General features: G+C 65.5%; 22 protein-coding genes. 15 read left to right on the top strand and 7 right to left on the bottom strand.

The genetic code is table 11. From position 1 onward, the window contains the following. Positions 1 to 95 precede the first annotated feature (95 nt). A complete protein-coding gene (locus tag VFG49_RS14405; RefSeq protein ID WP_324861686.1) occupies positions 96 to 266 on the top strand; it encodes a hypothetical protein in 171 nt (56 codons plus the stop codon). A 134-nt stretch (positions 267 to 400) separates the two neighbouring features. Here the strand turns inward: VFG49_RS14405 and VFG49_RS14400 are convergent, their stop codons facing one another. Further along, complete coding sequence (locus tag VFG49_RS14400) at positions 401 to 1,318, bottom strand: LysR family transcriptional regulator (RefSeq protein WP_324861684.1); 918 nt, start codon at positions 1,316 to 1,318, stop codon at positions 401 to 403. A gap of 109 nt (positions 1,319 to 1,427) precedes the next feature. Between VFG49_RS14400 and VFG49_RS14395 the strand changes: the two genes are divergently transcribed. Next, a complete protein-coding gene (locus tag VFG49_RS14395; RefSeq protein WP_324861682.1) occupies positions 1,428 to 2,543 on the top strand; it encodes an aldo/keto reductase in 1,116 nt (371 codons plus the stop codon). Positions 2,544 to 2,754: 211 nt separating this feature from the next. On the opposite strand, the gene VFG49_RS14390 is transcribed toward VFG49_RS14395, so the two are convergent. After that, positions 2,755 to 3,258, bottom strand: coding sequence for a Spy/CpxP family protein refolding chaperone (locus VFG49_RS14390; protein ID WP_324861680.1), 504 nt, complete (start codon positions 3,256 to 3,258; stop codon positions 2,755 to 2,757). A gap of 151 nt (positions 3,259 to 3,409) precedes the next feature. On the opposite strand from VFG49_RS14390, the gene VFG49_RS14385 reads away from it, so the two are divergent. The 5 genes from VFG49_RS14385 (at position 3,410) to VFG49_RS14365 (ending at position 10,694) form a co-directional block, all read left to right on the top strand. Next, complete coding sequence (locus VFG49_RS14385) at positions 3,410 to 4,096, top strand: response regulator transcription factor (protein ID WP_324861678.1); 687 nt, start codon at positions 3,410 to 3,412, stop codon at positions 4,094 to 4,096. Continuing rightward, positions 4,093 to 5,448, top strand: coding sequence for a HAMP domain-containing sensor histidine kinase (locus VFG49_RS14380; protein WP_324861676.1), 1,356 nt, complete (start codon positions 4,093 to 4,095; stop codon positions 5,446 to 5,448). Before VFG49_RS14385 ends, VFG49_RS14380 begins: the two co-directional genes overlap by 4 nt. Positions 5,449 to 5,564: 116 nt before the next feature. Then, positions 5,565 to 6,551, top strand: coding sequence for a multidrug resistance efflux transporter family protein (locus VFG49_RS14375; protein ID WP_324861674.1), 987 nt, complete (start codon positions 5,565 to 5,567; stop codon positions 6,549 to 6,551). A 109-nt stretch (positions 6,552 to 6,660) separates the two neighbouring features. After that, on the top strand, positions 6,661 to 9,666 hold the full coding sequence (locus VFG49_RS14370; protein WP_324861672.1) for a glycoside hydrolase domain-containing protein: 3,006 nt from the start codon (positions 6,661 to 6,663) through the stop codon (positions 9,664 to 9,666). Beyond that, positions 9,663 to 10,694, top strand: a complete 1,032-nt coding sequence (locus VFG49_RS14365) for an alpha/beta hydrolase (RefSeq protein ID WP_324861670.1) — start codon at positions 9,663 to 9,665, stop codon at positions 10,692 to 10,694. The genes VFG49_RS14370 and VFG49_RS14365 overlap by 4 nt, the downstream gene beginning before the upstream one ends. 39 nt (positions 10,695 to 10,733) lie before the next feature. On the opposite strand, the gene VFG49_RS14360 is transcribed toward VFG49_RS14365, so the two are convergent. Beyond that, complete coding sequence (locus VFG49_RS14360) at positions 10,734 to 11,651, bottom strand: hypothetical protein (RefSeq protein ID WP_324861668.1); 918 nt, start codon at positions 11,649 to 11,651, stop codon at positions 10,734 to 10,736. 13 nt (positions 11,652 to 11,664) lie between these two features. Then, positions 11,665 to 13,356 carry a diguanylate cyclase gene (locus tag VFG49_RS14355; RefSeq protein WP_324861666.1) on the bottom strand — a complete coding sequence of 564 codons (1,692 nt, stop codon included), beginning with the start codon at positions 13,354 to 13,356 and terminating at the stop codon, positions 11,665 to 11,667. Positions 13,357 to 13,605: 249 nt separating this feature from the next. Between VFG49_RS14355 and VFG49_RS14350 the strand changes: the two genes are divergently transcribed. Then, positions 13,606 to 14,904 carry an MFS transporter gene (locus VFG49_RS14350; protein WP_324861664.1) on the top strand — a complete coding sequence of 433 codons (1,299 nt, stop codon included), beginning with the start codon at positions 13,606 to 13,608 and terminating at the stop codon, positions 14,902 to 14,904. Positions 14,905 to 14,987: 83 nt separating this feature from the next. On the opposite strand, the gene VFG49_RS14345 is transcribed toward VFG49_RS14350, so the two are convergent. Next, positions 14,988 to 16,289: an ectonucleotide pyrophosphatase/phosphodiesterase gene (locus VFG49_RS14345; RefSeq protein ID WP_324861662.1), complete on the bottom strand. Its 1,302-nt coding sequence runs from the start codon at positions 16,287 to 16,289 to the stop codon at positions 14,988 to 14,990. 111 nt (positions 16,290 to 16,400) lie between these two features. Here VFG49_RS14345 and VFG49_RS14340 point away from each other — a divergent pair, with 111 nt between their 5' ends. Further along, a complete protein-coding gene (locus VFG49_RS14340; protein WP_324861660.1) occupies positions 16,401 to 16,670 on the top strand; it encodes a hypothetical protein in 270 nt (89 codons plus the stop codon). Between the two features lie 18 nt (positions 16,671 to 16,688). Here the strand turns inward: VFG49_RS14340 and VFG49_RS14335 are convergent, their stop codons facing one another. Both VFG49_RS14335 and VFG49_RS14330 read right to left on the bottom strand, forming a co-directional pair. Continuing rightward, positions 16,689 to 17,213: a methylated-DNA--[protein]-cysteine S-methyltransferase gene (locus tag VFG49_RS14335; protein ID WP_324861658.1), complete on the bottom strand. Its 525-nt coding sequence runs from the start codon at positions 17,211 to 17,213 to the stop codon at positions 16,689 to 16,691. Continuing rightward, complete coding sequence (locus tag VFG49_RS14330) at positions 17,210 to 18,706, bottom strand: AlkA N-terminal domain-containing protein (RefSeq protein WP_324861656.1); 1,497 nt, start codon at positions 18,704 to 18,706, stop codon at positions 17,210 to 17,212. Before VFG49_RS14330 ends, VFG49_RS14335 begins: the two co-directional genes overlap by 4 nt. Before the next feature lie 134 nt (positions 18,707 to 18,840). Here VFG49_RS14330 and VFG49_RS14325 point away from each other — a divergent pair, with 134 nt between their 5' ends. From VFG49_RS14325 to VFG49_RS14300, 6 genes are all read left to right on the top strand, one after another. Next, positions 18,841 to 20,487, top strand: a complete 1,647-nt coding sequence (locus VFG49_RS14325; RefSeq protein WP_324861654.1) for a DUF4034 domain-containing protein — start codon at positions 18,841 to 18,843, stop codon at positions 20,485 to 20,487. Between the two features lie 78 nt (positions 20,488 to 20,565). Further along, entirely contained in the window at positions 20,566 to 22,236 is a 1,671-nt protein-coding gene (gene hutU, locus VFG49_RS14320; protein ID WP_324861652.1) for a urocanate hydratase, read from the top strand. Positions 22,237 to 22,424: 188 nt separating this feature from the next. Continuing rightward, positions 22,425 to 23,447, top strand: a complete 1,023-nt coding sequence (gene bla, locus VFG49_RS14315) for a class A beta-lactamase (RefSeq protein ID WP_324861650.1) — start codon at positions 22,425 to 22,427, stop codon at positions 23,445 to 23,447. Positions 23,448 to 23,522: 75 nt separating this feature from the next. After that, on the top strand, positions 23,523 to 23,912 hold the full coding sequence (locus tag VFG49_RS14310) for an MAPEG family protein (protein ID WP_324861648.1): 390 nt from the start codon (positions 23,523 to 23,525) through the stop codon (positions 23,910 to 23,912). A 220-nt stretch (positions 23,913 to 24,132) separates the two neighbouring features. Next, positions 24,133 to 24,906 (top strand): TenA family transcriptional regulator, encoded by a 774-nt coding sequence (locus tag VFG49_RS14305; protein ID WP_324861646.1) that lies wholly within the window; start codon positions 24,133 to 24,135, stop codon positions 24,904 to 24,906. A 74-nt stretch (positions 24,907 to 24,980) separates the two neighbouring features. Then, positions 24,981 to 26,156 (top strand): PAS domain S-box protein (locus VFG49_RS14300; RefSeq protein ID WP_324861644.1); only part of this gene is annotated, 1,176 nt, incomplete at its 3' end.

Below are 26,156 nucleotides of genomic sequence, written 5' to 3'. Positions count from 1 at the left end.
GGTCCATGAATCGCAGCCATCGGTTTCGTGGCTCGTGGTCATCGCGCCACTTCCGCCGGCGTTCTCCGGGGCAAGTCCCCACCAAGGAGTGCGCCATGCGTCGACTCATGCTCGTCGGTCTCGCCTTTGCCGGTCTTTGCGGTGCAAGCCTCATGCTCACCGGTTGCGTGGTGGTGGCGCCACGGCCGCACTATGCGGCGCGTGTGTGGGCACCGGGTTACTACGCACCAGGCGGCGTGTGGATCTCCGGCCATTGGCGCGGATGAGGGACTTCATGCCATCGCTGCGACGACGGTGCCTTGCGCGATGGCGCACAGGGTTTCCGGCTGTCGCGGCTGTGCATCGAACACGCGACGGGCAAACGGCTGCAGATCGTCCATGGTGAGTCTCGCCTCGATGATCAGTGAGCCGCTGCCAGGTGCCGGCGCAGGTGCTCGATGAAGGCGCGCAGCTTTGGCGGTACCTGCAAACGGCTTGGATAGTAGAGATAGAACCCGTCGAATGGCGGCAGCCACTCGTCCAGCACCGACTCCAGTCGGCCATCCGCCAGCGCTGCGCGCACCGAGGGTTCCATCATGTGCGTCAAGGCAAGGCCATCGATGGCGGCCCGGATGGCCATGACGGGATCGTTGGTGGTGATGGGTCCGTCGACGTCCAGTTCAAACCACTGTCCCTTGGACTTGCCCGAGGGATGGGCAAACTCCCAGCGATAGATCGCGTTGTTGCTGAAACGAAAGCGCACCCCATCGTGGTCGGCGAGATCGCGCGGATGCATGGGGCGCCCACGCACCGCGAAATAGGCTGGCGAACCCACCACCACGGCGCGCTGGAGTCCACCCAAGGGCATGGCCACCATGTCGCGCTCCAGTCGTTCGCCGAGGCGGATGCCGGCGTCGAAGCCATCGGCGATGAGGTCGGTGAGTCGGTTCTCGACCTGGATGTCCAGCCTCACTTCGGGCCAGGCACGCATGAAGCTGGCGACGGTGGGAGCCACCAGGTGGTCCAGCACCATTTGCGGCACGGCGATGCGTAGCGTGCCGGCCGGGCGGTCGCCATGCTGGCGCAGCGCCTCGATGGCTTCGTCGATTTCGTTCAGTGCCGGGGAGATGCGTGCAAGAAAGGCGTGGCCGGCTTCCGTCAGCCCCACGCGACGGGTGGTCCGGTGCAGCAGCCGCACGCCGACGTGGTGTTCCAGCTGGCGTAGGGTCTGGCTGAGCGCGGAGGGCGTGACCTCCAGTTCGGCCGCGGCACGGGTAAAGCTGCCGTGGCGGGCGATCAGGCGAAAGGCGCGCAGGGCCGTGGCGTTGTCTGGGGACATTGATTAGTCCTGCTTAATAAAGCATCCACAAGATGCAGATTTTTCCCGGGAATGGCAAGGCGCAGACTTCGTCCATCCGCTGCAACCATCCGTTCACGGGAGACAAGTCATGCCGCTCGATTCCTACTACACCCTCGGCCGCTCCGGTCTTCGCGTCAGCCACCTGGCCCTGGGCACCATGACCTTCGGCGACAACTGGGGCTGGGGCGCCGCGGAAGATACCGCCCGTGCGATGTTCGACCGTTACCTGGCCGCTGGCGGCAACTTCATCGACACCGCGGACCTCTACACGGAGGGTGCCAGCGAGGAACTGCTCGGGCGCTTCGTGGAAGATGCCGGTGTGCGCGACCGCGTGGTGCTGTCCACCAAGTTTTCCTACAACGCGCAGCCGGGCAACCCGAACGCCGGCGGCAACGGTCGCAAGAACATCCTGCGCGCGGTGGAAGGTTCGCTGCGTCGCCTTCGCACCGACTACATCGATCTCTACCTGTTGCATACCTGGGATCGCGTCACCCCGGCGGAAGAGGTGGTGCGCACGCTGGACGACCTGGTGCGTGCCGGCAAGATCCGCTACGCAGGCCTGTCGGATGTCCCGGCCTGGTACGCCTCGCGCGCGCAGACGTATGCCGAGGCGCACGCGCTGTCGCCGCTGGTGAATCTGCAGCTGGAGTACTCGCTGATCGAGCGCAACCTGGAGCATGAATTCGCTCCGATGGCGCTGGAACTGGGCATGGGCATCACCGCGTGGAGCCCGATGGGCATGGGACTGCTGTCGGGCAAGTACAAGCCGAGCGAAGCCGGCGGCCCAGGCGAGGGGCGCCTGGCCAAGGTGTCGGGCCTTCCCGGTTTCGATCGTTTCACCCAACGCAACTGGAGCATCGTGGCGGCGCTGGAGGAAGTGGCCAAGGCGTTGGGCCGGCCGATGGCGCAGGTCGCACTCAACTGGGTGGCGACGCAGCCCGCGGTGGCGTCGGTGATCGTCGGTGCGACCAGGCTGGCGCAACTGGACGACAACCTCGCCGCGCTCTCGTTCGAGATTCCCGCGGAGCTGCGCGCACGCCTCGGTGCGGCGAGTGCACCGGAAACCCCGTTCCCGTACTGGTTCTTCGGCGATGCACAGCAGACGCGCATCCATGGCGGCGTGAGCGTGGGCAGCAAGCCGGCCGGGTATGCGCCGCCGGTTTTTGTGAGTGCGCAGTCGGTGGGCGAGTTCAAGGCGGATTGATGCAGCGGACCGTTAGTGTGGGAGCGCACCCTGTGCGCGACCGCAGAGCCGCGGCATCGGCGTTGGTTGTCGCGCGGCCAGGGATTGACACCACCGCTTCGTAGGCTTGTCGCGCACTGGGTGCGCCCCCACAGGGTTGCGGAAAAAAACGGCGCCAGCATGCAGGCTGGCGCCGAGTTTGTTGTGCCGTGGATGGTTCTTGTGTGGGTGATTACTGCGCCGAGGACGAGCCCGACGTCGGGTGCTGTGCCTTGAACTGCTCCCACTGCTGGTGGCGAGCTTCGCGGTCGGCCTTCATGGTGGCGAGCTGGGCCTGCTGGGCCGGGGTCAGGATGGCGTAGACCTGGGCGCGGATGGCGGCACGCTGCTGCACGCGAGCCTGGGCGGCGGCGCCTTCGGCCTGGGCCAGCGACGTGGCGGCAGCCTGGTAGCCGGACGCATTCGGTGCCATCTGCTCGAACGCTTCGCGCTGCTGATGCAGGTTCTGGCGCTGCGTCTTGGTCTGCGCGAACGCGTTCTGCATGATCTGCTTGATGTTGGCCTTCTGTGTGTCGCTCAGGTTGAGCTTGGCGTAGGCGCCGGCGAACTGGCCGTGGCTGTGACCGTGGCCGCCACCGTGCGGGCCGCCGTCCTGGCCTGCAGCGGCCGCGATGGCGAACGGAGCGAGGGCGAGGGCAGAAGCCATGGCCAGGGCGAGGGTGATGTTCTTGCGCATGGTGTTTCCTTTGGTCGTCAGTGGACGGGGGAGGTGTGTCCATTTGACGACGGCGCTATGTGTATGTTCTTTGCGCAAAGGTAAAGAAGGGTAAAGCCGGTGGAGCGCGCCTCCCGGCGCCGCTTCAATGGCCACGGAGCCCGATCACGCCATGCCAAGAATTCTTATCGTCGATGACGACCGTGCCCTGTGCAGCCTGTTGAAGGATTACCTCGAACGCGAAGGTTTCGCGGTCGACGTGGCCCATGACAGCGACAGCGGCCTTGCCCAGCTGCACAACCAGGCGACCCGCCCCGACCTGCTGATCCTCGATGTGATGATGCCCGGGCGCGACGGCCTGGATACCTTGCGCGAGTTGCGCATGAAGCATCGCCTGCCGGTGATCATGCTGTCGGCCAAGGGCGAGCCGATCGACCGCGTGATCGGTCTGGAACTTGGTGCGGACGACTACCTCACCAAGCCCTGCCTGCCACGCGAGTTGCTGGCGCGCGTGCGTGCGCAGCTGCGCCGGCACACACCGGTGGCGGCAGGCACGTTGCAGGTGGGCGTGCTGAGGCTGGAGCCTTCCGAACGCAGCGCCTACGTAGGCGAGCAGGAGCTGACCCTGACGGGCGCGGAATTCCAGCTGTTGCTGGCGTTGGCGCAACGCGCCGGCGAGCTGGTGGACAAGGCCACGTTGACGCGCATGGCGCTGGGACGCGAGCTTGAGCGCTTCGACCGCAGCATCGACGTCCACGTGAGCCGATTGCGCCACAAGCTGGCCGAGGCGTCGCCGCAATCGCCGCGCATCGACTCCGTTCGCGGCGCCGGCTACAGCCTGGTGGCGGGTGCCGCATGAGCCCGTTCAAGAGTTCGCTCTACTGGCGCCTGCTGATCAGCTTCTGCGTGGTCAACCTGGTGGCGCTGCTCGTTGGCGGCGTGCTCACGCAGCGTTTCATCGAGTACTCCACGGCGGTGGAGATCAATTGGGATGCGCTCGCACAGGGCGCGGATCGTGCGTATGAAAACGGCGGTTCCACGGCGCTGACCGAATGGTCGCTGCAGCAGCGGCGCGAAGGCATCGAGGCCACGCTGTACGAGGACGGGCAGTCGCTGTCACCGATCCGCATGCCTTCCTCGGTGCGCGATTCGCTGCCGAACTGGCTGGCCGAGAAGCGCGACATGGTGCTGCAACCCTGGCCCAATCTTTATCTCGCCGTGCAGCAAGTGCAGGGGGACGATGGCAAGACGCGCCAGCTGGTGGCGTTGAGCCGCACCCATTCGCGCCTGCGGCCGCAGACGCGGCAGACCATCTTCCTCGCCAGCCAGGCGGTGCTCTCCCTGCTATTCATCGGGCTGGTCGGCTGGTGGATCGCACGCAGCGTGGCGCGGCCTGTGGAAGCGATAACGCGCGCCACGCGCAAGGTGGCGGCGGGCGAACTTTCCGCGCGCGTCGGCGCCCAGGGCCGCCGCGCGCATGACGAACTTGCACAGCTTGCCCACGATTTCGACACCATGGCCGAGCGCATCGAAGCCCTGGTGGCGCACGACCGCAGCGTGCTGCAGGACCTCTCGCATGAACTGCGCTCGCCGCTGGCGCGTTTGCACCTGATCCTCGACCTGGCTCACCGTAGCCGGGATCCCGATGAGGCCGCGCGCTACTTCACGCAGGCCGAGCAGGAGATCGTGAGGCTGGACGACCTGACCGGCGAGATGCTGGCGCTGTCGCGACTGGAAGGCGGCATCCCGGGCGAGAACCGCGAGCGCTTCGACCTGGCGGCGATGCTCGACGAATGCGCAAGGCGCGCTGACGTGGAGGCGAAGGCACGCGGCATCACGCTGGCCGTGTCGCCTGCGCCGCCGGCCATCGTGTCGGGCAGTCCGTTGTTGCTGGAACGTGCCTTCGACAACCTCATCGGCAACGCCATCAAGTTCAGTCCGGACGGGGGCCGTGTGGAGGTTTCCGTGGAATCGAGGCAGGGTAGCGTGCGCTGCTCCGTCCGCGACCATGGCCCGGGCGTGCCGGAGGCTGAGCTGTCGTCGCTGTTTCGCCCGCTGTTCCGTGGCAGCAACGCGTCGCGTGCCCAGGGACACGGCCTGGGTCTGGCCATTGCCGAGCGCGTGGTGCGCGCGCATGGCGGCGAGATCAGTGCGGCCAATGCCGAAGGTGACGGACTGCAGGTGGACGTACGGCTGCCACTGGCTTCTTGAGGAAAGTCTGCGTTGCGTAGCGGCCCGCGTCCTCCATGCCGGCCGCATGAAGTGGGTAGCCCGCGATAATCGCCACAGTTTTTGCCACACTCGGGTTTTTCGCCAGCAGGATGGCCATGCGTTCCCACGCTCTCGCCGCGGTCGGCCTCGCGCTGTGCGCGGCGCTGTTCTTCACCATGACCTACGTGCTCAATCGCAGCCTGGTGGCGGGCGGCGGACATTGGGCGTGGGCGGTGATCCTGCGCTACCTGATCACGCTGCCGTTGCTCGCCCTGGTGTTGCCGTGGCAGGGCGGTTTGGGACGACTGCCGGAGGAATTGCGGCGCTACCCACGCGCGTGGCTGTTGTGGAGCACGGTGGGCTTCGTGTTGTTCGGGCTGCCGTTGACGTGGGCTGCCAACAGCGGACCGTCATGGCTGGTGGCGGGCAGCTTCCAGAGCACCGTGCTGGCCGGCCCGCTGCTTGCACCCTTCATCTACCGCGATGAGCGCCGGCGGCTGGCCTGGGGCAGCGTCGCGATCGGCGCATTGATCCTCGCCGGCGTGTTTGCGCTGCAGTGGGGTCACGCGCACGGCAAGCTCGATGCCGGTGACTGGCTGGCCATGGCCGCCGTGGTGTTTTCCGCGTTTGCTTACCCCTTGGGCAATCGCATGTTGCTGCTTCATCTTGAACACAGCGGCACGCCCATCGGCGCCGCGCAGCGCGTGTTCGGCATGACGCTGTGCAGCTGGCCGCTCTGGCTGGTGCTGGCGGTGGTGACATGGTGGCTGGTTGGTCCGCCGCATATGCGCGACGTGTGGCTTGCGGGCGGCGTGGCGCTGTCATCGGGCGTGGTTGCTACGGTGCTGTTCTTCCGCGCCACGGACATGGTGCGTCGCGAACCCACAGCGCTCGCCGCCGTGGAGGCGATGCAGGCAGCCGAGCTGCTGTTCGCCAGCGTGATCGGCGCGATCTTCCTTGGCGAGGCGTGGCCAAGCGGTTACTCCGCCCTGGGCGCTTTGTTGATCGTGGTCGGCATCGCGTTGTTCGGCTGGGTGAGCGGTCGAGCGGCGGCAGGGCACGACGCCGCCGTGCGCACGTTGCGAACCGATCGAGGCGCATGACCTGATGCGTAGCGCGCCTGATCGCATCTAGCCCTTTCGGACCTTGCCCCTTTCCGTCGAGTCGGGTTACACACGATCCGTTCCGGCTTTTCCGGCTTATGGGGTGATGATGCGACAGCGACATGGTGCATGGATCCTGGCGGGCGTCCTGCTCGGCACGGCAACCTGGGCAAGCGCGCAGGCGCCGGCATCGCTGCAGCCCTTGCGCTGGCAGGCCGCTGAGCTGGGCAATCATCGCTATCTGCTGCAGGTGGATGGGCCGGCAAGCGCCGTGCATGTGGTGATCCCGTGGCGTCGCCGCGATACGCATCCCGAGCAGGTGGCCGTGATTGTCACCGGGCCCGATGGCAAGGTCGTATCCAACGTAGTGCGCGGTCCGATCAGCCAGGCCGAGGGCGAACTGGTGTTCCAGGCCGGGCAGGCCGGCACGTACGCCGTCTATTACCAGCCGTATGTCAGCAAGGGACGCAGCAACTATCCCACCGTCACCTATGCGCCTCCCAGGGACACCGCGGATGCCGCGTGGCTGCGCAAGGTGGGGGCGGACGCGCGCGCCTGGCGCAAGCTGCCCGGGGCGAAAGTGCTTCGCTACGAGGCGGTCGATGATTTCGACGCCTATACCGACATGGAGCGCACCGCGACGCCGGCGGAAATGAAGGCACTGCTGTCCGCGCATGGCAACGAGGCGCTGCTGCTGTTCCCCGAAAGCCGTGCCAACCCGGTGCGCATGTTCGACGCATTGCCGGAGAGCTGGGCAACGCGCGGCCCGGGCGGCACGCTGAGTGATCGCGTGTTGCGCGGTGAATACCTGAGTTTCCAGGTGGGTGCCTGGGCGCCGCATGCGGGCGTCGCCAACCTGCGCGTGTCGTTCGGCGATCTGCATGATGCCGACGGCGGCGTGATTCCGGCGAGCGCGTTCACCTGCTTCAACCTCGGCGGCGTCGACTACACCGGCCAACCCTTCAACGCGCGCATGGATGTGCCGCTCGGCCGCGTGCAGCCGCTATGGATGGGCGTGGACGTGCCGGTGTCGGCCAGGCCCGGCGTGTATCGCGGCGAGCTGACCGTAAGTGCGGACGGTGTACCGGCGCAGACGGTGCCGCTGTCGATCACGGTGGACGAGGGGCAGGCCGTTGCACACGGTGATGATGATCCGCCCAGACTGACGCGCCTGCGCTGGCTCAACTCCACGCTGGCGCAGGACGATTCGGTGGTGAAGCCGTTTACGCCGATTGCCGTGAAGGGTTCGACGCTCGGCATCCTCGGGCGCGTGGTGGTGCTGGGCCGCAGCGGCCTGCCCGCGCAGATCACCAGCCGCTTCAACGAGCGCATGACAGGCTTTGCGGACAAGCCCGTCCGTCTGCTGGCGGCGCCGATGCGTCTGCTGGTGGAGGACGCGGATGGCGTTCATGCGCTGGCTTCGAAATTGGCACCTGTCGTGCAGGTCGATGGCCCGGGCAAGGTGCATTGGCAGGCAGGCGGCACGGCCGGGCCGTTGCAAGGGCAGGTGACTGCCAGCCTTGAAGCGGATGGCACGTTGGTCTACGCCATTGCGCTGACGGCGAGCCGGGCCACGAGTCTGCGCGACATCCGGCTGGAATTGCCGATCGACCGCGAGGTGGCGAAATACCAGTTGGGTCTCGGGCGTACGGGTGATCGCGCGCCGGATGATTTCCGGTGGAAGTGGAATGTCGAGAACAACCAGGATGGCGCTTGGATCGGCACCGTGAACGCGGGCCTGGAATTCCATCTGCGCGACGAACATTACCTGCGTCCGCTCAACACCAATTTCTATCACCAGCAACCGCTGCGCATGCCGTTGTCGTGGGACAACGGTGGGCAGGGCGGCGTGCGCCTGCACGGTGAATCCGCCCGTTATGCGGTGGAGGCCTTCAGCGGTCCGCGCATCATGAAAGCCGGCGAAACGCTGCACTACGACATCGTCATGCGCGTCACGCCGTTCAAGACGATCAAGCCCGCAGAGCACTTTGCCGAACGGTTCTTCCACAAGTACGGCGACCTCGATGCGATCAAGGCCGATGGCGCGAACGTGGTGAACATCCATCACGCCACGCCGATCAATCCGTGGATCAACTATCCGTTCCTCGAGCCGCAGGCGATGCGCGCCTACATCGACGCGGCACACCAGCGCGGCATGCGCGTGAAGATCTACGACACCGTGCGCGAGGTGTCCGACCGCGCGCCCGAGTTGCCGATGCTGGAAAGCCTGGGCCACGAGGTGATCAGCAGCGGCAAGGGTGGCGGTTTTCCGTGGCTGCAGGAGCATCTCGACGGCGACTACATCGCAGCCTGGCACGTGCCTGAGAATCGCGACGCGGCCGTGATCAACGCGGGCCAGAGCCGCTGGCACAACTACTACATCGAAGGCCTGGACTGGCTGGCCCGCAACATGGGTATCGATGGCCTTTACCTCGATGACGTCGCGTACGACCGCACCACGATGAAGCGCGTGCGCAAGGTATTGCAGGCGCGGCGCGAACAGCCGCTGATCGATCTTCATTCGGCCAGCCAGTACAACCCGCGGGATGGCTACATCAACAGCGCGCTGCTCTACATGGAACTGTTCCCGTACATCGACCGGCTGTGGTTCGGCGAAGAATTCGATTACGAGAAGACCTCGCCCGCCTACTGGCTCACCGAGATCTCGGGCATTCCGTATGGCCTCATGGGCGAGATGCTGCAGAACGATGGCAATCCCTGGCGCGGCATGCTGTTTGGCATGACCAATCGTCTCGGATGGTCGCCGGGCAGCGATCCGCGCGGGCTGTGGAGTTTGTGGGACAAGTTCGGCATCGACAAGGCCGAGATGATCGGCTGGTGGGTGCACGACACGCCGGTGAAGACCGCGCGCGATGACGTGCTGGCCACCAGCTACGTGCGCAAGGGACAGAAGACGCTGATCGCGCTTGCGTCTTGGGCGCCGCGGAAGACCAACGTAAAGCTTGCGATCGACTGGAAGGCCCTGGGTCTCTCCGCGGGCAAGGCAAAGCTGGTGGCGATGCCGGTGGAAGGTTTCCAGCCCGCGGCGACCTTCCTGCCAGGTGATGCGATTCCGATCGAGCCCGGCAAGGGCTGGCTGTTGGTGGTGGAATGATGACGATCAAGGAGCAGGGCGTGCGTGCATTCATGCGACGGATGATGGTGATGGCCGGGCTGGTGATGTGCACCGCTTCGGTGCAGGCGGCCGATTCGCCGGCCGCGGCGATCGATCCCGGCGACGGACTCACCGTGAACTCACTCGCGCTGCAGGCCAAGGCGTTCGCGCCGGAGCAGATCAAGGTCACCGTTTACCTGCCGCCTGGCTATGCCGAACAGACGGCGCTGGGCACGCGCTATCCCGTCCTTTACGCCAACGACGGGCAGGACATGGCGGCCGTCGGCCTGCGCGAAACGCTGTCCCGGCTTTACGCGGCGCACGACATGCGACCGGTGATCGTGGTGGCCGTCGACATGCTTGCCGATCGCGCTTCCGGCTACGGCCTGTCCGATCGTGCCGGCAAGCACAGCGTGGTGGGCGGTTCGCGCATCGGGCCGATCGGCACCCGCGCCTACGACTACTCCGAGTGGGTGGCGACGGAACTGGTGCCGTACATCGACGCCCATTACCGCACGCAGGCCGGCGCTGCCGGGCGCACCGTGCTGGGCTGGTCCCTCGGTGGCCTCAACGCCTTCAACCTGGGCTGGGACTATCCGGAAGTGTTCGGCCGCGTCGGCGCCTTCTCGCCCTCGTTCTGGCTGGCGGCGGATCGCAGCACACCAGGCGCGGTGGCTTCCACGCGGCTGGCGCAGGGCATGGTGAACGCCACGAGCCAGCGCAAGCCGCTGCGCTTCTTCCTTGCGGTGGGTGGCCGCGAGGAAACCAACGATCGCAATGGCAATGGCGTCATCGACGCGGTGGAAGACACCGAAGACCTGGTGCAGGGCTACCGGCCGATCGACGGCACGACACTGCGGGGCCTGCGCGATCTGGGCTATCGCATCGACATGGATTACGCAGGTCATCCTTCGACGAGCGCGGACGTCGCGTTCTACCTGCTGCCCGATGGCGAGCACAACCAGGCGACCTGGAAACGCATGCTGCCGGTGTTCCTGGCCTGGGCCTACGGCGCGGGCGCGCCGTAAGTTCCGCTTGCGATAAAACCCTTTGCAGCGAAACGGCCGTCAGGCCGTCAGCGCAAGTCGGCCGATCTTCAGCAGCCCGGGGCTGAATTCAAGGTCGGCAGGCAGCACGGTCTTGGGATTGGGCGTGGGGTCGGGCAGCGCGAACGACGTCGCGGCAACCGATGCGTTGAGCAACACCTTTTCCGAGGAATGGATGCCCAGTTGCGCGCGCGCCTGCTGCAGTCGACCCGCGAGATCATCCTCTTCGTCGACATCAGCCACGGCCGCGGCAACCACTTCATGCATGCCATGCATCGGGGCGGCGAGCAGGGCGATCTCGCTGGCGAGGGTCGGCTTGCGGCCGGCGCGCTGCATGTCTTCCAGGCATTCATGCGCGAGCGCGATCAGGTCGATGTCGGGCAGGGGCGTGTGCTGGCGCGAGCGCGTGACCACCGGCAGCCGCAGCGCATGCGAGGGTTCCGTGGCGGCTTCGTCGAAACCGCGATAGACCAGCTCGCTGCATACGACCTTGTGCGCGTCGTTGTCGACGATGAGGTCAAGCGCCATGCGCACGATGCGGCGCAGGTCGCGGCTGCCCGGGATCTTGTTGCGCACCGCGCACACGATGCCCAGCACGAACAGCGAAGTCATCGGATACGGCAGGCCGATATAGGGCGCAAGCGCCTTGCGCAGCAAGTCCAGCAGGACATCGTGGTCGGGCTTTTGCAGCCGTGCCGGACGAAACACGTCGATGTAGACGAAGTTCTCCACCATCGTGATGCGCTGGGCCAGCGGCGCATAGCGCACGCCGCTCGCCGCGGCCTCCATCAGCTGCGCCTGGTCATAGACCACCGCGGCGTGGCTGTAGGCGCTGTCGCCCACCCATGCGATGAGCTTGGACAGCTCACCGCGGCCCATGTGCAACAGGACATCGCCGGGTTCCAGGTCGTTCGGCTGCAGCACGTGCGGTGTGTCCACGCGATTCCTTCGGTCAGAGGCCGGTAGTGGCGAAAGGCGGGTGCGAGACGATGCGGTTGCGGCCGTCGGTCTTGGCGCGATACAGCGCGGCATCGGCGCGCGCAATCAGCTCGTCGGCGGAATCGGCGTGATCGTCGAGACTGGCGACGCCCATGCTGATGGTGGTCTGCAGCGCGGTGCCGCGCGAATGCACCTGCAGCGTCTCGATGCGATGGCGGATGCGCTCGCCGATCGCCATGGCCTGGTCATGGCTGGCGCCCGGCAGGCAGGCGACGAACTCCTCGCCGCCATAGCGACCCAGCCAGTCCGAAGGCCGCAGCTCGTCGACGATGGTTTCAGCCACCGCGCGCAGGCAGGCGTCGCCGACCTGATGGCCATAGCGGTCGTTCACCGACTTGAAGTGATCCATGTCCAGAAACAGCAGGGCCAGCGGCGTGCCGTTTGCACGCGCCTCGGTGAGGGCCGAATGCAGCCGGCGCACCAGCGCGCGCCGGTTGAGTACGCCGGTGAGCGCATCGTGGTCGGCGAGATGGTGCGCCATATCGCGCTCGCGGCGCGCACGCAGCGAAAGATCCGCCAAGCCAATGGTGATCATCACGCACGAAAACGCCATGGTGAACGGATAGCCGTATTCGAGCCAGCGCGGCTGGTCGAACTTCAGGAGAAGCTGGCTGACCCGCAGCAGGGTGAACAGTACCTGCGGCATCCACGCGATCAGGAAGAAGCGCGCCTGCCGCCCGTGTCGAAGCGCGGCCAGCGATACCGTGCCCAGCGCCCACAGCGAGGAGATGGCGAACCACAGGTTGAACGCGTTGACCAGCGTGTTGGTGCGCACCGCGAACGGCATCCAGATCAGTGCCGCGGCTAGCAGGAACGGCCAGCGCATCCAGGCGAGGATGCGCGCCGCCCGGGGCGTGATCTCGCGCAGGTCGCAGAATTCAAGGATGAAGGACATCGACAGCGGCGCGCTCAGCGTGGCGAACAGCCACGGTGCATGCGTGCCCAGTGGCACCAGCAGGCTTCCGCCGGGCAATTCGTAGATTTCGCCGCTCATCAGCATCTGGTAGATGAGCTGGAACGCGGCATAGCCGATGAAATACACCAGCACGCGATCGTGCAGCACCAGCCACAGGCAGAGCGCCGCCAGCACCATGGTGAACTGCACGCTGGCGAACAGCGTGGTGAGGCGCACGTGCATCAGGTCCTGCGCCTGGTAGTGCGCCATGTCGGTCAGCTCGGGGCGGATCTGCCGCGTGAAGCTGTCCGATGCGATCTGCACGTACACCGGCTGACCTGCGCGCAGGTCAGCCGGCAGTTCCACCGCGAGGTGGTGGCGGGAGAAACGCGGGATGTTTTCGATCTGGGCGAACCACAGGGGCTGCGGACGATAGTCAGGCGGTGCGAAGACGGTGAGCTTGATGTACGTGGCGCCCGAAAAGCTCAGCACCGGCGAACTGTCGCCATGCCAGTCGGCATCCGTGGTGAGGCGGTACCAGCGGCGCGTATCGGCGGCGTTGGGCGTGTAGGGCGCGCTGGAGGGAATGAAGGCGCCATCGAGCGCGCCATGCACGACCTGCTCGGGCGACGGTGACGGATGCAAAGGGGCGAGCGCCGCGATCTGCAGCACGGGCTGCCGGGCGCCGGCGGGAGACGCGTGCACGCCCAGCGCACAAAGCGCGGCCAAGAGGCACGCAACGATGACCACGACGGTCTCGCGATACACAAATCCCCCCATTTTGCCGGCCCCCCGTTGCCGGTCCCGGGTCCGGCTATTCCCTGTGGCGGACCCTTGTTGTGCACTATGTATCACGTTCTTTTGGCATCGTGGCGAAAACCCCTCGTCGGCTTCTTCCGGAGAAACCTTTTCCAAACAGTCGTTTGAGTGGTTTTGATCGATCCTTGCGTTGCCAGGGCCTATCCTTGCCGCCTCCGCGGGCAATCAAGGCAAAGCTGGATGGGCAGGCAGGAAGAGCAGGAACCGACGTCTCGCCCCGAGCATCGACCGACTGCCACGGAACTTGAGCGCGACGCCCATATCCGGCACGGCACGCCGCTTTTTCGCCGCACCAACCTCGCCCTGTTTGCTGCCGGCCTGGCCACGTTCGGACTGCTGTATTGCACCCAGCCGTTGATGCCCGAGTTCAGCCATGACTATGGCGTGAGTGCCGCCACCGCCGCGCTGTCGCTTTCGCTGACCACGGGCGTGCTGGCATTCGCCATGCTGTTTGCTGGCGGCGTTTCGGATGCCTGGGGACGCAAGTCGGTGATGACTGCCTCCTTGATGTCCTCTGCGTTGTTGGTGCTGGCCACCGCCCTGGTGCCGGACTGGCACACGCTGCTGCTCCTTCGCACCCTGCTGGGTTTCACGCTGAGCGGCTTGCCCGCCGTCGCGATGACGTATCTCAGCGAGGAGATGCACCCGGAATCGATTGGCCTTGGCATGGGCCTGTACATCAGCGGCAACGCCATCGGCGGCATGGGCGGTCGACTCGTTGCCGGCGTACTGGCCGACTTTGTCGGCTGGCGCTGGGGCGTGGCGACGGTAGGGCTGATCGGTCTCGTTTCCGGCCTGGTGTTCTGGCGGAGCCTGCCACCGTCAAGGCATCACGTGCGCCATCCATTGCACCTGGGCCAGCTGGTCGGGCGATTCGCGCTGGCGTTCCGCGATGCAGGCCTGCCATGGCTGTTCGCCGAAGGGTTTCTGCTGCTGGGGGCGTTCGTTACCGTCTACAACTACATCGGCTACCGCTTGCTCACGCCGCCATACAGCCTTGGCCAGGCGTTGGTCGGCGCGATCTTCAGCGTCTACCTGATCGGCACCTTCAGTTCTGCATGGATGGGGCACCTGGCCGGCCGGCTGGGACGGCGCAAGGTGTTGTGGACCGCTTTCGCGTTGATGCTGTTCGGCATCGCCCTCACCACGATGCAGTCGTTGCTGTTGATCGTGCTGGGCATCGTGGCCGTGACATTCGGCTTCTTCGGCGGCCACTCCATCGCCAGCAGCTGGGTCGGGCGTCGCGCGGGAAGCGCCAAGGCGCAAGCCTCCTCGATGTACCTGTTTTCGTACTACATGGGCTCAAGCCTCGCTGGCGCGAGTGGCGGCCTCTTTTACGCATCCCACGGCTGGAACGGCGTTGCGCTGTTCGTCGCTGCCCTGGTACTGGCCGGTCTGCTGATCGCCTGGCGGTTGTATTTCCTGCCGCCGCTGCCCGGCCCGCCATCGCCGGGTACCGAGCCACCGATTCCGCAATAAGCCTGCCTCTCCTGCAGGAGTGCTCCCAGTGCGCGATGACGTGCCATAGGCACGCCCGATCACGCACAGGGCACGGGCGCGCGTTACTGCGCCTCAGGCTTGAGCATGTCCTTCACCGCCTGGTAGTCGCCATCGTTCGCGGCGGCGGGCAGGTCGAGCAGGTGGGTCATCAGCGGATAGACGTCCACGTTCGGGAAGGACGGCACGGTGGCGCCCTGGCGGAACGCGGGTCCATGCGCCACGAACAGCGCCTGCATCTGCGGCGCCTCGTTGTCGTAGCCGTGCTCGCCAAGGCTGAACTTGCCGTTGCGCTTCTTCGCGTAATCGGACGTGGTGATACGCCAGCCGACATCGGCCAGGCACAGCAGCTGCGGCACGCGCGGATTGCTGCCATAGCCCAGCCGAGCGGGCACGCGCGTCTTGTCCCAGCAGGTCATGTGTTTCTGCGGCTGTTCCAGTCGCGCTTCGATCTTGGCGAAATCCTGGTGACCCGGCGTGGGATTGAGGCCTGCCAGTACGCCCAGGCTCACCACATCCACGCGCGTCAGCGGAATCAACTTGTCCAGCAGCACGCTGTTGTTCGCACCTACCGGCGCCATGCCGTGGTCGGCCAGCACGATCATGTTGATGCGGTCGAGCAGGTTGCGTTGCTTGAGTCCCGCCACCAGGCGCGCCAGCGCGACGTCGGTCTTGCGCAGCGCGTCATCCACTTGCGGGGTGTCGGGGCCAAACGTGTGGCCGGCATGGTCCACATCGTCGAAGTACAGCGTGATGAAGCCTGGCCGTTCGCCGGCGGGCATGTCGAGCCAGGCGAGCACCTGGTCAACGCGTTCGGCGGGCGAGACGTTGCCATCGTACGTCTTCCAGAAATCCGGGTGCCTGCCGTGGATATCCGCTTCAGAACCTGGCCAGAACATGGTGGCGCTCTTGAGGCCATGCTGGCTCGCTGTTTCCCACAGCGGCGTGCCTTCGTTCCACCAGCGGCCGTCGCCGACGGCGTTGCGATTGCCGAGAGAAAAACGACCCAGCGCGGGATCGACCATGGTGTTGTTGACGATGCCGTGGTGATCGGGGCGCAGGCCGGTCACGATCGTGTAGTGGTTGGGAAACGTCAGCGACGGGAACGACGGCTGCATGCTGGCGGCGTGCACGCCGTTCCTGGCGAGATCGGCCAGGGCGGGGCTGAGGCCGCGGTTGATGTAATCGGCGCGGTAACCGTCGATGGAAATCAGCAGCAATGGCGCGGGCGCGGCTTTCGCCGTGCTGGCCTGCGTCGTGGATGGCTTGGCGGTCGTGGCGGGCTTGGCGGTCGTGGCGGGCTGGTTGGCGCAACCGGCGGTGATCGTCATCAACGAGCAGAACAGCAGGCGAAACGGGATTTTCATGCTTGGGTCCGTACCATGCGTACAAACCACGTATCCTCGCCTAGCCGTATGACCATTGCACGTCTTTTCTCTTGCGCATCGTTGCTTGCAACGCTTGGCGGCATCGGCTGGATGAATGACGTGCATGCACAACAGCAACCGGTGGTGTCGTCGTCTGTTGCCACGACGGCGATGGCGCAACCGGTGTCCGCGGCAACCCATGGCGTGCCGCATGATGCTGCGAAGACCTCGTCAGCGCCGCGATCCGCGCGCGCACCCGTAGCCATGGCAACGGCGGTCGGTGCAGACAGTGAAACCATGCACTACCAGCCGCGCTCCCGTGCGAATCTGGATTCCTATCGCAACGCCGTTACGCCGCCGCCGGTCGACAACGGACGTTGAATTCGCGCGGGTCGTGCGTCAGCCCACGCGAAGATTCGCGCCAAACAGGTCGCCATGCGCAATGCGATCTTCCATCGACAGCAAGTAGCGCTTGGTCGGCAGGCCACCACCAAAACCGGTGAGGCTGCCATCAGCGCCGATCACCCGATGGCACGGCAACACGATCGGTAGCGGGTTACGTCCATTCGCTGCACCGACGGCACGCACGGCCGCGGGTTGCCCGATGCGTCGCGCCAGTTCGCCATAGCTGATCGTCGCGCCGTACGGAATTCGCGCCAGTTCCCACCACACCTCGCACTGGAATGGCGTGCCGTGCGGGCGCAACGGCAGGTCGAATGCCTGGCGCGTACCGGCGAAATATTCCTCAAGCTGCTTTCTCGCATAGGCGAGCGGTTCGCTTGCGCGCTGCCAGCCGGCATGCGGCTTCTTTGGATGACGCTCGCGTTCGAACCAGATTTCGCGCAAGCCCTGCTCGTCACCCACCAGGCGAAGCACGCCGACAGGGCTGCTCATTTCGTCGTACCAGATCGTCTGGCTCATCATTTCACCTTCTTCACGGGTGCCTTCACCGCGTCGCTCGCGCTGCGCCACAGGTGCATGACGGAGTATGCGCGCCATGGGCGCCATGCTTCCGCCAGCGACAGCAGCGCCTTCGTGCTCAGCGTGGAACCGTCCTCCGTCGCCGCACGGCGCAGGATCAGGTCTGCTGCGGGAAACGCATCCGGATGGCTGAGCGCGCGCATCGCCATGTAGTGCGCCGTCCACTCGCCGATGCCGGGCAGTTCCACCCAGCGGCCGACGAATTCATCCAGCGGTTGTTCGCTGCGAAAGTCGATGCGTCCATCCAGCAGCGCCCGCGCGACGCCGCGCACCGTGGCAGCCCGCGCCGTGGTTAGCCCGATCTCGCACAGGTCGGCGTCTACCAGAGCTTCAGGTCCCGGGAACAAGCGTTCAAGCCCGGGAATGCCGGTCACGACCGGGATGCCATAGCGGTGCACGATACGCGTGGCCAGCGTGCGAGCTGCCGCGACGCTGACCTGCTGGCCGAGAATCGCGCGTACGGCGATCTCGAAGCCGTCCCATCCCCCCGGCAGACGCAGGCCCGGGCGCTTGCGCCAGAGTGGCTTCAGCGCGGCGCTCTGCTTCAACGCATCGCCGATCGATTGTGGATTTGCGTCAAGATCGAACATGCGGCGCAGCTTCGTGACGATCGCGAGCATGCGTGCCGGCTGCGGACAATGCAGTTCCAGCTGCAATGCGTGGTCGTCGCCCGGTCGCGCCTGGAGTCGCAGCCAGCCTGGCGCATCGACCGGACCGAACACGCGCGAATAACTGTGTTCGTCGACGAGTTCCACGCCAGGAAGGGAGCGCCCGCGGAGAAAGGCCAGGATCGCTTCGAAGTCGTACGGCGGTCGGTAGCCGAGGCGCAGCGTGATGGCATCGCCGCGCACCATGCCGGGATGGCGTCGCAATTCGCGCGGCGGAATGCGGTTGGCCTGCAGGAACGCGGCGTTGAAGCGGCGCAGGCTTTGGAAGCCGGACGCGAGCGCCACTTCCGTCACCGGCATCGAGGTTTCAGTCAGCAACTGCTTGGCGAACAGCAGGCGGCGCGTGGTGTGGACGCTGATCGGCGGGGCGCCGAGCCGGTCGACGAACAGTCGTCGCAGCTGGCGCGAACCGATGCCCACGCGCTCGGCCATGGCATCCATCGACAGTTCGTTGAGCGTGCCTTCCTCCATCAGCTTCAGCGTGCGGGCAATGACATGGTCGCCGCGCTGCCACGCGTCGTTACCTGGCGCGAGCTCTGGCCGGCAACGCAGGCAGGGTCGAAAACCGGCGGCCTCCGCCGCCGCGGCGCTCGCGTAATAGCGCACGTTCTGCCGTTTCGGCGATGGCGCGGGGCACACCGGGCGGCAATAGATGCGCGTGCTGGTGACAGCGGTAAAGAACAAGCCGTCAAAGCGCGCGTCGCGGCTCAGCCGGGCCTGCTCGCAGGCCTGTTCATCCAGCAGGGGAAGGGGTGACTGGGTATTCATGCGAGCAGGCTAGCACCGTGGTTCGCCCCGAACTCGCCGTTTTCGGACATCAATGCCTCCGGGTTCAGGCGGCGCCGATTGGCGTCCAAGGGCGCGGATGCTAGGGTCACGCGCAATCACTGGGGGGCCAGGAAATGAATCTGCTGAAACGTGGGTGGCTGGTCGCGGCCGCAAGCGTGGTCGTGTTCGTCGGCCTCGGCCTGGGATTGATCGCGATCGGCCTGCGTGCGGGGCCACCGAAGGTTCCTGGGACGCAAGATGCGACGGCAGCCGGGCCTGCGGACGACGAGCAGCTCAAGGGCGCGAAAGGCCAACTGTTCGATCGCAAAAGCGTCTATATATTCCTGGCGGCCGCGAAGAAAGCCGAAGCGATCGCCGATCCCCTGCAGCGTTGCCTGGCTTATCCGGATCCGCCCGGCAGTCATTGGTCACCGGCCACCGTCCAGGCGTATTGCCGTTACCGCACGTATCCGGTGATGTCGTACGAAGAGGTCCGCGGACTGCTGCAGCAGGGGCAGTACGCCGAACTGGACCGGCGCCTTGCGGCGATGCTGCAGGACAAGCTGACCAAGCCGGACCAGCTGGGCGTGATGGATCGCGCGTACGACACCTGGTTCGATCGCGGCGACCTGGAACTTCGCCCGCTGCTGGAAAACTGGAAGCGCGCGATGCCTAACAGTGCATTCGCATACACGGCCAGTGGTATTTCCTACTTCGGCATGGGCAAGCAGGCGCGCGGCGGCAAGTACATCCGGGACACGCCGGACAGCAACATCGAAGCGATGCACCGCCTGGTCGAGCGAGCGGGCGAGGACCTGCAGCACGCCATAGCCCTGGATCCGCGCCTGACGCCAGCCTACGCTGCCCTGATCGACGCCAGCGGCTACGGCCTCGGCGATGCCGCCGTGGTGCGCGGCAGAACGGAAGGTCTGCGCGTGGACCCGGCGAATTTCGCGATCTACAACAGCCTGATGTTCGTGTCGCAACCCAAATGGGGTGGCTCGCTGTCGGCGATGACGCGTACGGCGCGGGAGGCGGCCACGCATGCCGCGCAAAATCCGCTGCTGTTGCTGCTGAGGGAAAAGGAACTGGCTTACGAAGACAACATCGATGACGACGGCTGCGATGTGCCTCAGCGGTTTGCACTCTACAGCGTGGTGTTCGACCAGGCGGCCGTGTCGCAGCAGTTGTTGACTGCAGGCTACCAGGCAGAGTCGTGCATGCACCTCGAACTTTCCACGGTGTATTTCTCCGAGGCGCTGCGCTTCTATCCGGAAGACGACGATGTCCGCATTCACCGCGCCTACAACCTCAACGAGTTCGACGAGTCGGCCTGGGCAACCAGTGAGGCGAATTTGCTGGTCGGCAAGCAGCCTCGCAACGTTCGCTACCTGGTGGCGAGGGCTTACGGATACCAATCGCAGAACGATTACGCCCGCGCCGAAATGGACTATCAGTCGGCTCTTGCACTGGCGCCGACCGATGGCGAGGCCATGATGAAGCTCGTCGCCATGTACATGAACGACACGCAGGAATGGGACAAGGCGTGGTCACTTGCGGACCGCGCGATGCAAGCGTTTCCGGGCGATCCCTATGGCTGGTTGCTGCGCGCACAGATCCAGGAGCGCCAGCCGCGCAAGGGCCTGAAGGAAACCGCCGACTATTTTCAGGCTCACTTCGACACCAATCCCGACACGCATCGCGAGTTGTTGCGCATGCGCGCCGCGCAGGCGCTGGAGGAGGGGCGGGCGAAGGCTACGGCGAAGGTGGCGCCTGAATAGCCGGTTTGCGGCACTGCAAGGCGATGCACATGCGGGCCTGGCCTATACTTCTCATTCGATTTGCCGGAGCCCGCGTCCATGAATGCCCCCACCCGTATCGACACCACCCGCACCATCCGCGCGCCGCGTGGCAGCGAGCTCAGCTGCAAGAGCTGGCTCACCGAAGCGCCATTCCGCATGCTGCAGAACAACCTGGATCCGGAAGTGGCCGAGAATCCGGCCGAGCTGGTGGTGTACGGCGGTATCGGTCGTGCGGCGCGCAACTGGGAGTGCTTCGACGCGATCCTGCGTGCACTGCGCGAACTCAACGACAACGAGACGTTGCTGATCCAGTCCGGCAAGCCGGTCGGCGTGTTTCCCACGCATCCGGACGCACCGCGCGTGCTGCTGGCGAACTCCAACCTGGTTCCGGCGTGGGCGAACTGGGAGCATTTCAACGAGCTCGATAAGAAAGGCCTGATGATGTACGGCCAGATGACGGCCGGCTCGTGGATCTATATCGGTTCGCAGGGCATCGTGCAGGGCACCTACGAGACGTTCGTGGAAATGGGGCGCCAGCATTACAACGGCAGCCTCAAGGGCAAGTGGATCCTCACCGCCGGTCTCGGTGGCATGGGCGGCGCGCAGCCGCTGGCGGCAACCTTGGCGGGCGCATGCTCGCTCAATATCGAATGCCAGCAGAAGAGCATCGATTTCCGCCTGAAGACGCGCTACGTCGACGAGCAGGCGACCGATCTTGATGACGCGCTCGCGCGCATCGCGAAATACACCGCGGCGGGCGAGGCGAAGTCGATCGCGCTGCTTGGCAATGCCGCCGACGTGCTGCCGGAACTGGTGCGCCGCGGCGTGCGTCCGGACGCAGTCACCGACCAGACCAGCGCGCATGATCCGGTCAACGGTTACCTGCCGGAAGGCTGGACGGTGGAGCAGTGGTTCGAGCGTCGCAAGAGCGACCCGGTTGGTACCGCGAAGGCCGCGAAGCAGTCGATGAAGAAGCATGTGGAAGCGATGCTCGCGTTCCACGCGCAGGGCATTCCCACGTTCGACTACGGCAACAACATCCGCCAGATGGCGAAGGACGAAGGCCTCGCGAATGCGTTCGCGTTCCCGGGCTTCGTGCCGGCGTATGTGCGGCCGCTGTTCTGTCGTGGTGTCGGTCCATTCCGCTGGGTGGCGCTGTCCGGCGATCCGGAAGACATCTACAAGACCGACCAGAAAGTGAAGGAGCTGATCCCCGACGATCCGCACCTGCACCGCTGGCTGGACATGGCGAAGGAGCGCATCAGCTTCCAGGGCCTGCCGGCGCGCATCTGCTGGGTTGGCTTGGGCTTGCGTCACAAGCTGGGCCTCGCGTTCAACGAAATGGTGCGCAACGGCGAGCTGAAGGCGCCGGTGGTGATCGGTCGCGACCATCTCGACTCCGGTTCCGTCGCCAGCCCGAACCGTGAAACCGAAGCGATGCGCGACGGTTCCGATGCGGTCAGCGACTGGCCGCTGCTCAACGCCATGCTCAACGTGGCCGGCGGTGCGACCTGGGTGTCGCTGCACCACGGCGGCGGCGTCGGCATGGGCTATTCGCAGCATTCGGGCGTGGTGATCGTGTGCGATGGCAGCGAAGCGGCCGACAAGCGCATCGCGCGCGTGCTGTGGAACGATCCGGGTACCGGTGTGATGCGCCATGCAGATGCCGGCTACGAGATCGCCATCGAATGCGCGAAGGAGCAGGGCCTGAACCTGCCGATGATCTGACACCATGCCTTCCATGTAGGAGCGCACCCAGTGCGCGATCGTGGCCGCTGGATGCTCGTTGCTTCCGAAACTTGCGATCGCGCACTGGGTGCGCTCCTACAGAACCCCGCAGGTGCCTTTGAGCTGCCATGGTTTCGCCATGCCGTCGTGCGAGATACGTTCAATCTTTCCTGGACGAGACTCGACCCATGCATAGATCTATGCTTTTCCTTTGCGTGGCTGCTGTCGCCACGGCCATCGCTGGCCAGTGGCCGCGCACGACATGGGCCGCCGGGCAGTCGACCCCAGCAGCCGAAGAAACCCAGCGCCTGCAACAGGTGCTCGATACCGCATCGCAGCGCGCAAAGCCCGGCACGCTCGGTGTCGCCGTGCTCGACTTGCGAACAGGCGTAACGGCGGGCGTGCTCGCTCAGCAGCCGTTTCCCATGATGAGCGTGTTCAAGGCGCCGGTGGCGGCAGCGGTGCTTGATCGCATCGAACATGGTTCGATGTCACTCGACCAGAAAGTGACGGTGACGCAGCACGATGTGTCCGACGGCTCGGCGGTGCCCTCGGTTGGCGCGCAATTCAAGGCGGGCAAGACGGTATTCACCGTCGAGCGACTGCTGCAGGGCGCGGTTTCCGAGAGCGATAACACGGCGGTGAATGTGCTGCTGCGCGTGGCGGGCGGACCGCCGATGGTCACCACGTTTCTCCGCGCGCACGGCATCGACGGCATGCGCGTGGACGTGGACGAAGCGGGCATCAGCGACATCTTCAACGATGTGAAGCCGGGGCAGGTTGTATCGGCGCAGGAGAGCGACGCAGCCTACGGGCAGCGTCGCCAACGCGGTTACCAGGCGTTTCTTGCCGATCCGCGCAATCGCAGCACGCCGTCCGGGGCAGTCGCATTCCTGCGCAAGCTGCAGGGCGGAGAGCTGCTGTCGCCGGCATCGACGCAATACCTGCTGCGCCTGATGGCGGCACAGACGCTTCCCAATCGCTTGCGTGCCGGCGTGCCACAGGGCGTGCACCTTGCCGACAAGTCGGGCACCTCCGGCACGCAGCAGGGGCGCACGGCGGCGTACAACGACATCGGCATCCTGAGCTGGCCGGACGGGTCCGTTGTCATCATCGCCGCATTCCTGAGTGACTCGCCCGCATCGGGCAAGGAACGTGACGCCCTGTTCGCCGACCTGGCACGCTCAGTGGCAACCGCCACTCGGCCGTAGCACGTCTTTCGCCCACCCTGGCTTGCCTCCCGGGGTGGGTGCATGATGCGCCCACATCCAACGGGGAGGTGCGTCATGGCAGTTGAACTGCAGGTGTTGGCCTGGTCGATCGTGCTGGGGCTGCTTTACGTGGTGGTGGCTACGTCGCTTTCCACGCAGCAGCGTGGCCTCGCATGGAACGCCAGCAATCGCGATGGCGAACCCATCCCGCTCACGGGTGCCGCGGCGCGTGCGGATCGCGCGAGCAGGAACTTTCTCGAGAGCTTCGTGTTTTTCGCTGTGTCGGTGCTTGCCGTGGTGCTCGCCCAACGCGCCAATGCCCATACCGCGCTGGGCGTGCAGCTGTATTTCTGGGCCCGCCTGGTTTATCTGCCGGTGTACATCATTGGCATTCCCTACCTGCGTACGCTGATCTGGGCGGTGTCGGTGGTGGGTATCGTGTTCGTGCTGGGCGCGCTGTTCTAGGCTTCGGACCCGCGAGGCCGCCCGCCCTGGCGTGGCGGTCTCGTTACGTCTTCGCGCTTTTGAGTGCTAAAAATCAATAACTCGCAATGATTTATTGAGGCAATTTGTCACCCGGGTGTCGCACGCGAAACCGGGTCTACCCACTATGCAGTCTCCGGCGCTTCTCGCCGGGCCACCGGCAGGGGCCGGTGGACTCCTCACTTCCCTAAGGGAGAACTGCATGAAAACCGATTTCGAACGCACCGGCCCGATGAACGAGGTGTCCAGCTACCCGCAATGGGCGCAGGACATCATCGCTGAGTGTGAACCCGCCCGCCGGCGCGTACGCGACCACGTGATGTGGGACATGATGATCGAGGGTCGCATCGACCGGACCACCATGCGCAACTTCATGGTGGGTACCTGGTCGCTGATCGAACGCTTCCCGTCCTTCATGGCCCTGAACCTGCTGAAGACCCAGTACGGCCGCAGCCGGGGTGACGACATGGCCCGCCGCTGGCTGGTGCGCAACATTCGGGTGGAGCAGAACCATGCCGAGTACTGGTTGGACTGGGCCGATGGCGCGGGCGTTCCGCGTGTCGAAGTACTGAAGGGGCGTGCGCCCAGCGGTACGCAGACGGCCACCGAGTGGTGCCACGAGGTATCGGGCCGTGATTCGCTGGCCGCAGGCATGCTCGCCACCAATTACGCCATCGAGGGCGTCACCGGCGAATGGGCGCAAAAGGTCTATGACAGCGTGGCTTACGCCGATAGCCTGCCATTGGCTGGACGCAAGCCGACCCTGCGCTGGCTTCAGTTGCACGCGGCCTATGACGATACCCATCCATGGGAAGCACTCGAGATTGCCTGTACCCTGATGGGCAACCAGCCGGCGCCCGAGGACGTGGAGCACCTGCGGGAATGCATCGAGCGCAGTTACCTCAGCCTGCATTACGGGCTGGAGCGCTGCCTGGTGCAACAACCTATGGAAGAGGTCGAAGAACAGGCGGCGTGACGGAAAGCCTCGCTGTCGACATTACGGCGAGGTGAGATGTAGTTATATGACGTGGTCGGGTGAACAGGGACGCCATGGATTCCATCCGTAGCAGCTCGCAAAGACCGCTGTCACGACGCTTGAGGCCACTGGCCTATGGGCTGGTGGTCGTCATCGGGCTGATCCTCGTGCTGACCTGGGGCGCGCTCCAGGTCCAGGTCACTCTCGCCGGCTTCCTCAACGGCGAGAGTGTCTGGAGCAAGGCCCAGAAGCAGGCCATCATCGACCTCGCGGCGTACGCCGAATCCGGAAACGCCGCCCGGTTGGCGGCATTCGAGGACAACTACGGACTGCTGATGTCCGACGGCTGGGCGCGCGATGAGATCGCATCGGGCGTCTACGACCGTGCCGCCGTCGACCGTGCCTTCGAGCGCGGCAGGATTCTTCCGCAGTCCAAGCCCGGCATGATCTTCATGCTGCGCTGCTGCACCAGTGCGAACCACATGCGCGAAGCGGTCACGGCCTGGCGGGCCGCCGATCGTCCGTTGCGGCAGCTGGGTGACGTTGCCGCCGAACTCAAGCGCGCCTATGCCCAGGGGCAACCAGAGCACGATTGGATTGCGCAGCGCCTGGACCGCATCAACGCGCTGAACGATGAACTGGAACCCTTGACCAAACGCTTCTCGTTGGAAGTAGCGCAGGGCGCCATCTGGCTGGGCCGTGTGCTGTTCGTGGCCGTTTTCCTTGCCGCCTGCCTGGCCTCGCTGATCTGGCTGCGCATGGCACACCGCATTCTCTCGCGAATCCGGGGCACCGAGGAACGCTACAGCCTGCTCTACGACAGTGCCGCCGACGCCATCATGATGGTGGACGACGTCAGCGGCCGTATCCTCAGCGCCAACCGCACGGCGCTGCAATGGACCGGGCAGGACCTGGTCGGCAAAGACATCGCCGATCTGTTCGTGCCGCTGCTGCATCGCACGGATGGCGCCGTCACCGGTGAGCTGCGCGGGCCCGATGGCCTGCTGCGCCCGGTGGAGATGCGCAGCAGCGTCGCCTACTGGGGCACGCAGGGCGTGCGCCAGTCGATCATGCGCGACATCACCGAGCGCGTGAACCTGGAGCAGCAGCGACGCATTGCGGCCGAAGCCTTGGCAAGCATCGCCGAAGGCGTAGTGATCGCCGACGCGCAGCGCCAGGTGACGCGGGTGAACGCGGCGCATATCCGCATGACCGGCTTCACCGCGCAGGCGCTGCAGGGCATTGGTTTC

Origin of the sequence: Dyella sp. (assembly GCF_035685885.1) — a bacterium.
Lineage (GTDB): Bacteria > Pseudomonadota > Gammaproteobacteria > Xanthomonadales > Rhodanobacteraceae > Dyella.
Note: the sequence above shows the minus strand (reverse complement) of the source record. Positions and strands in the feature narration are given on the sequence as shown.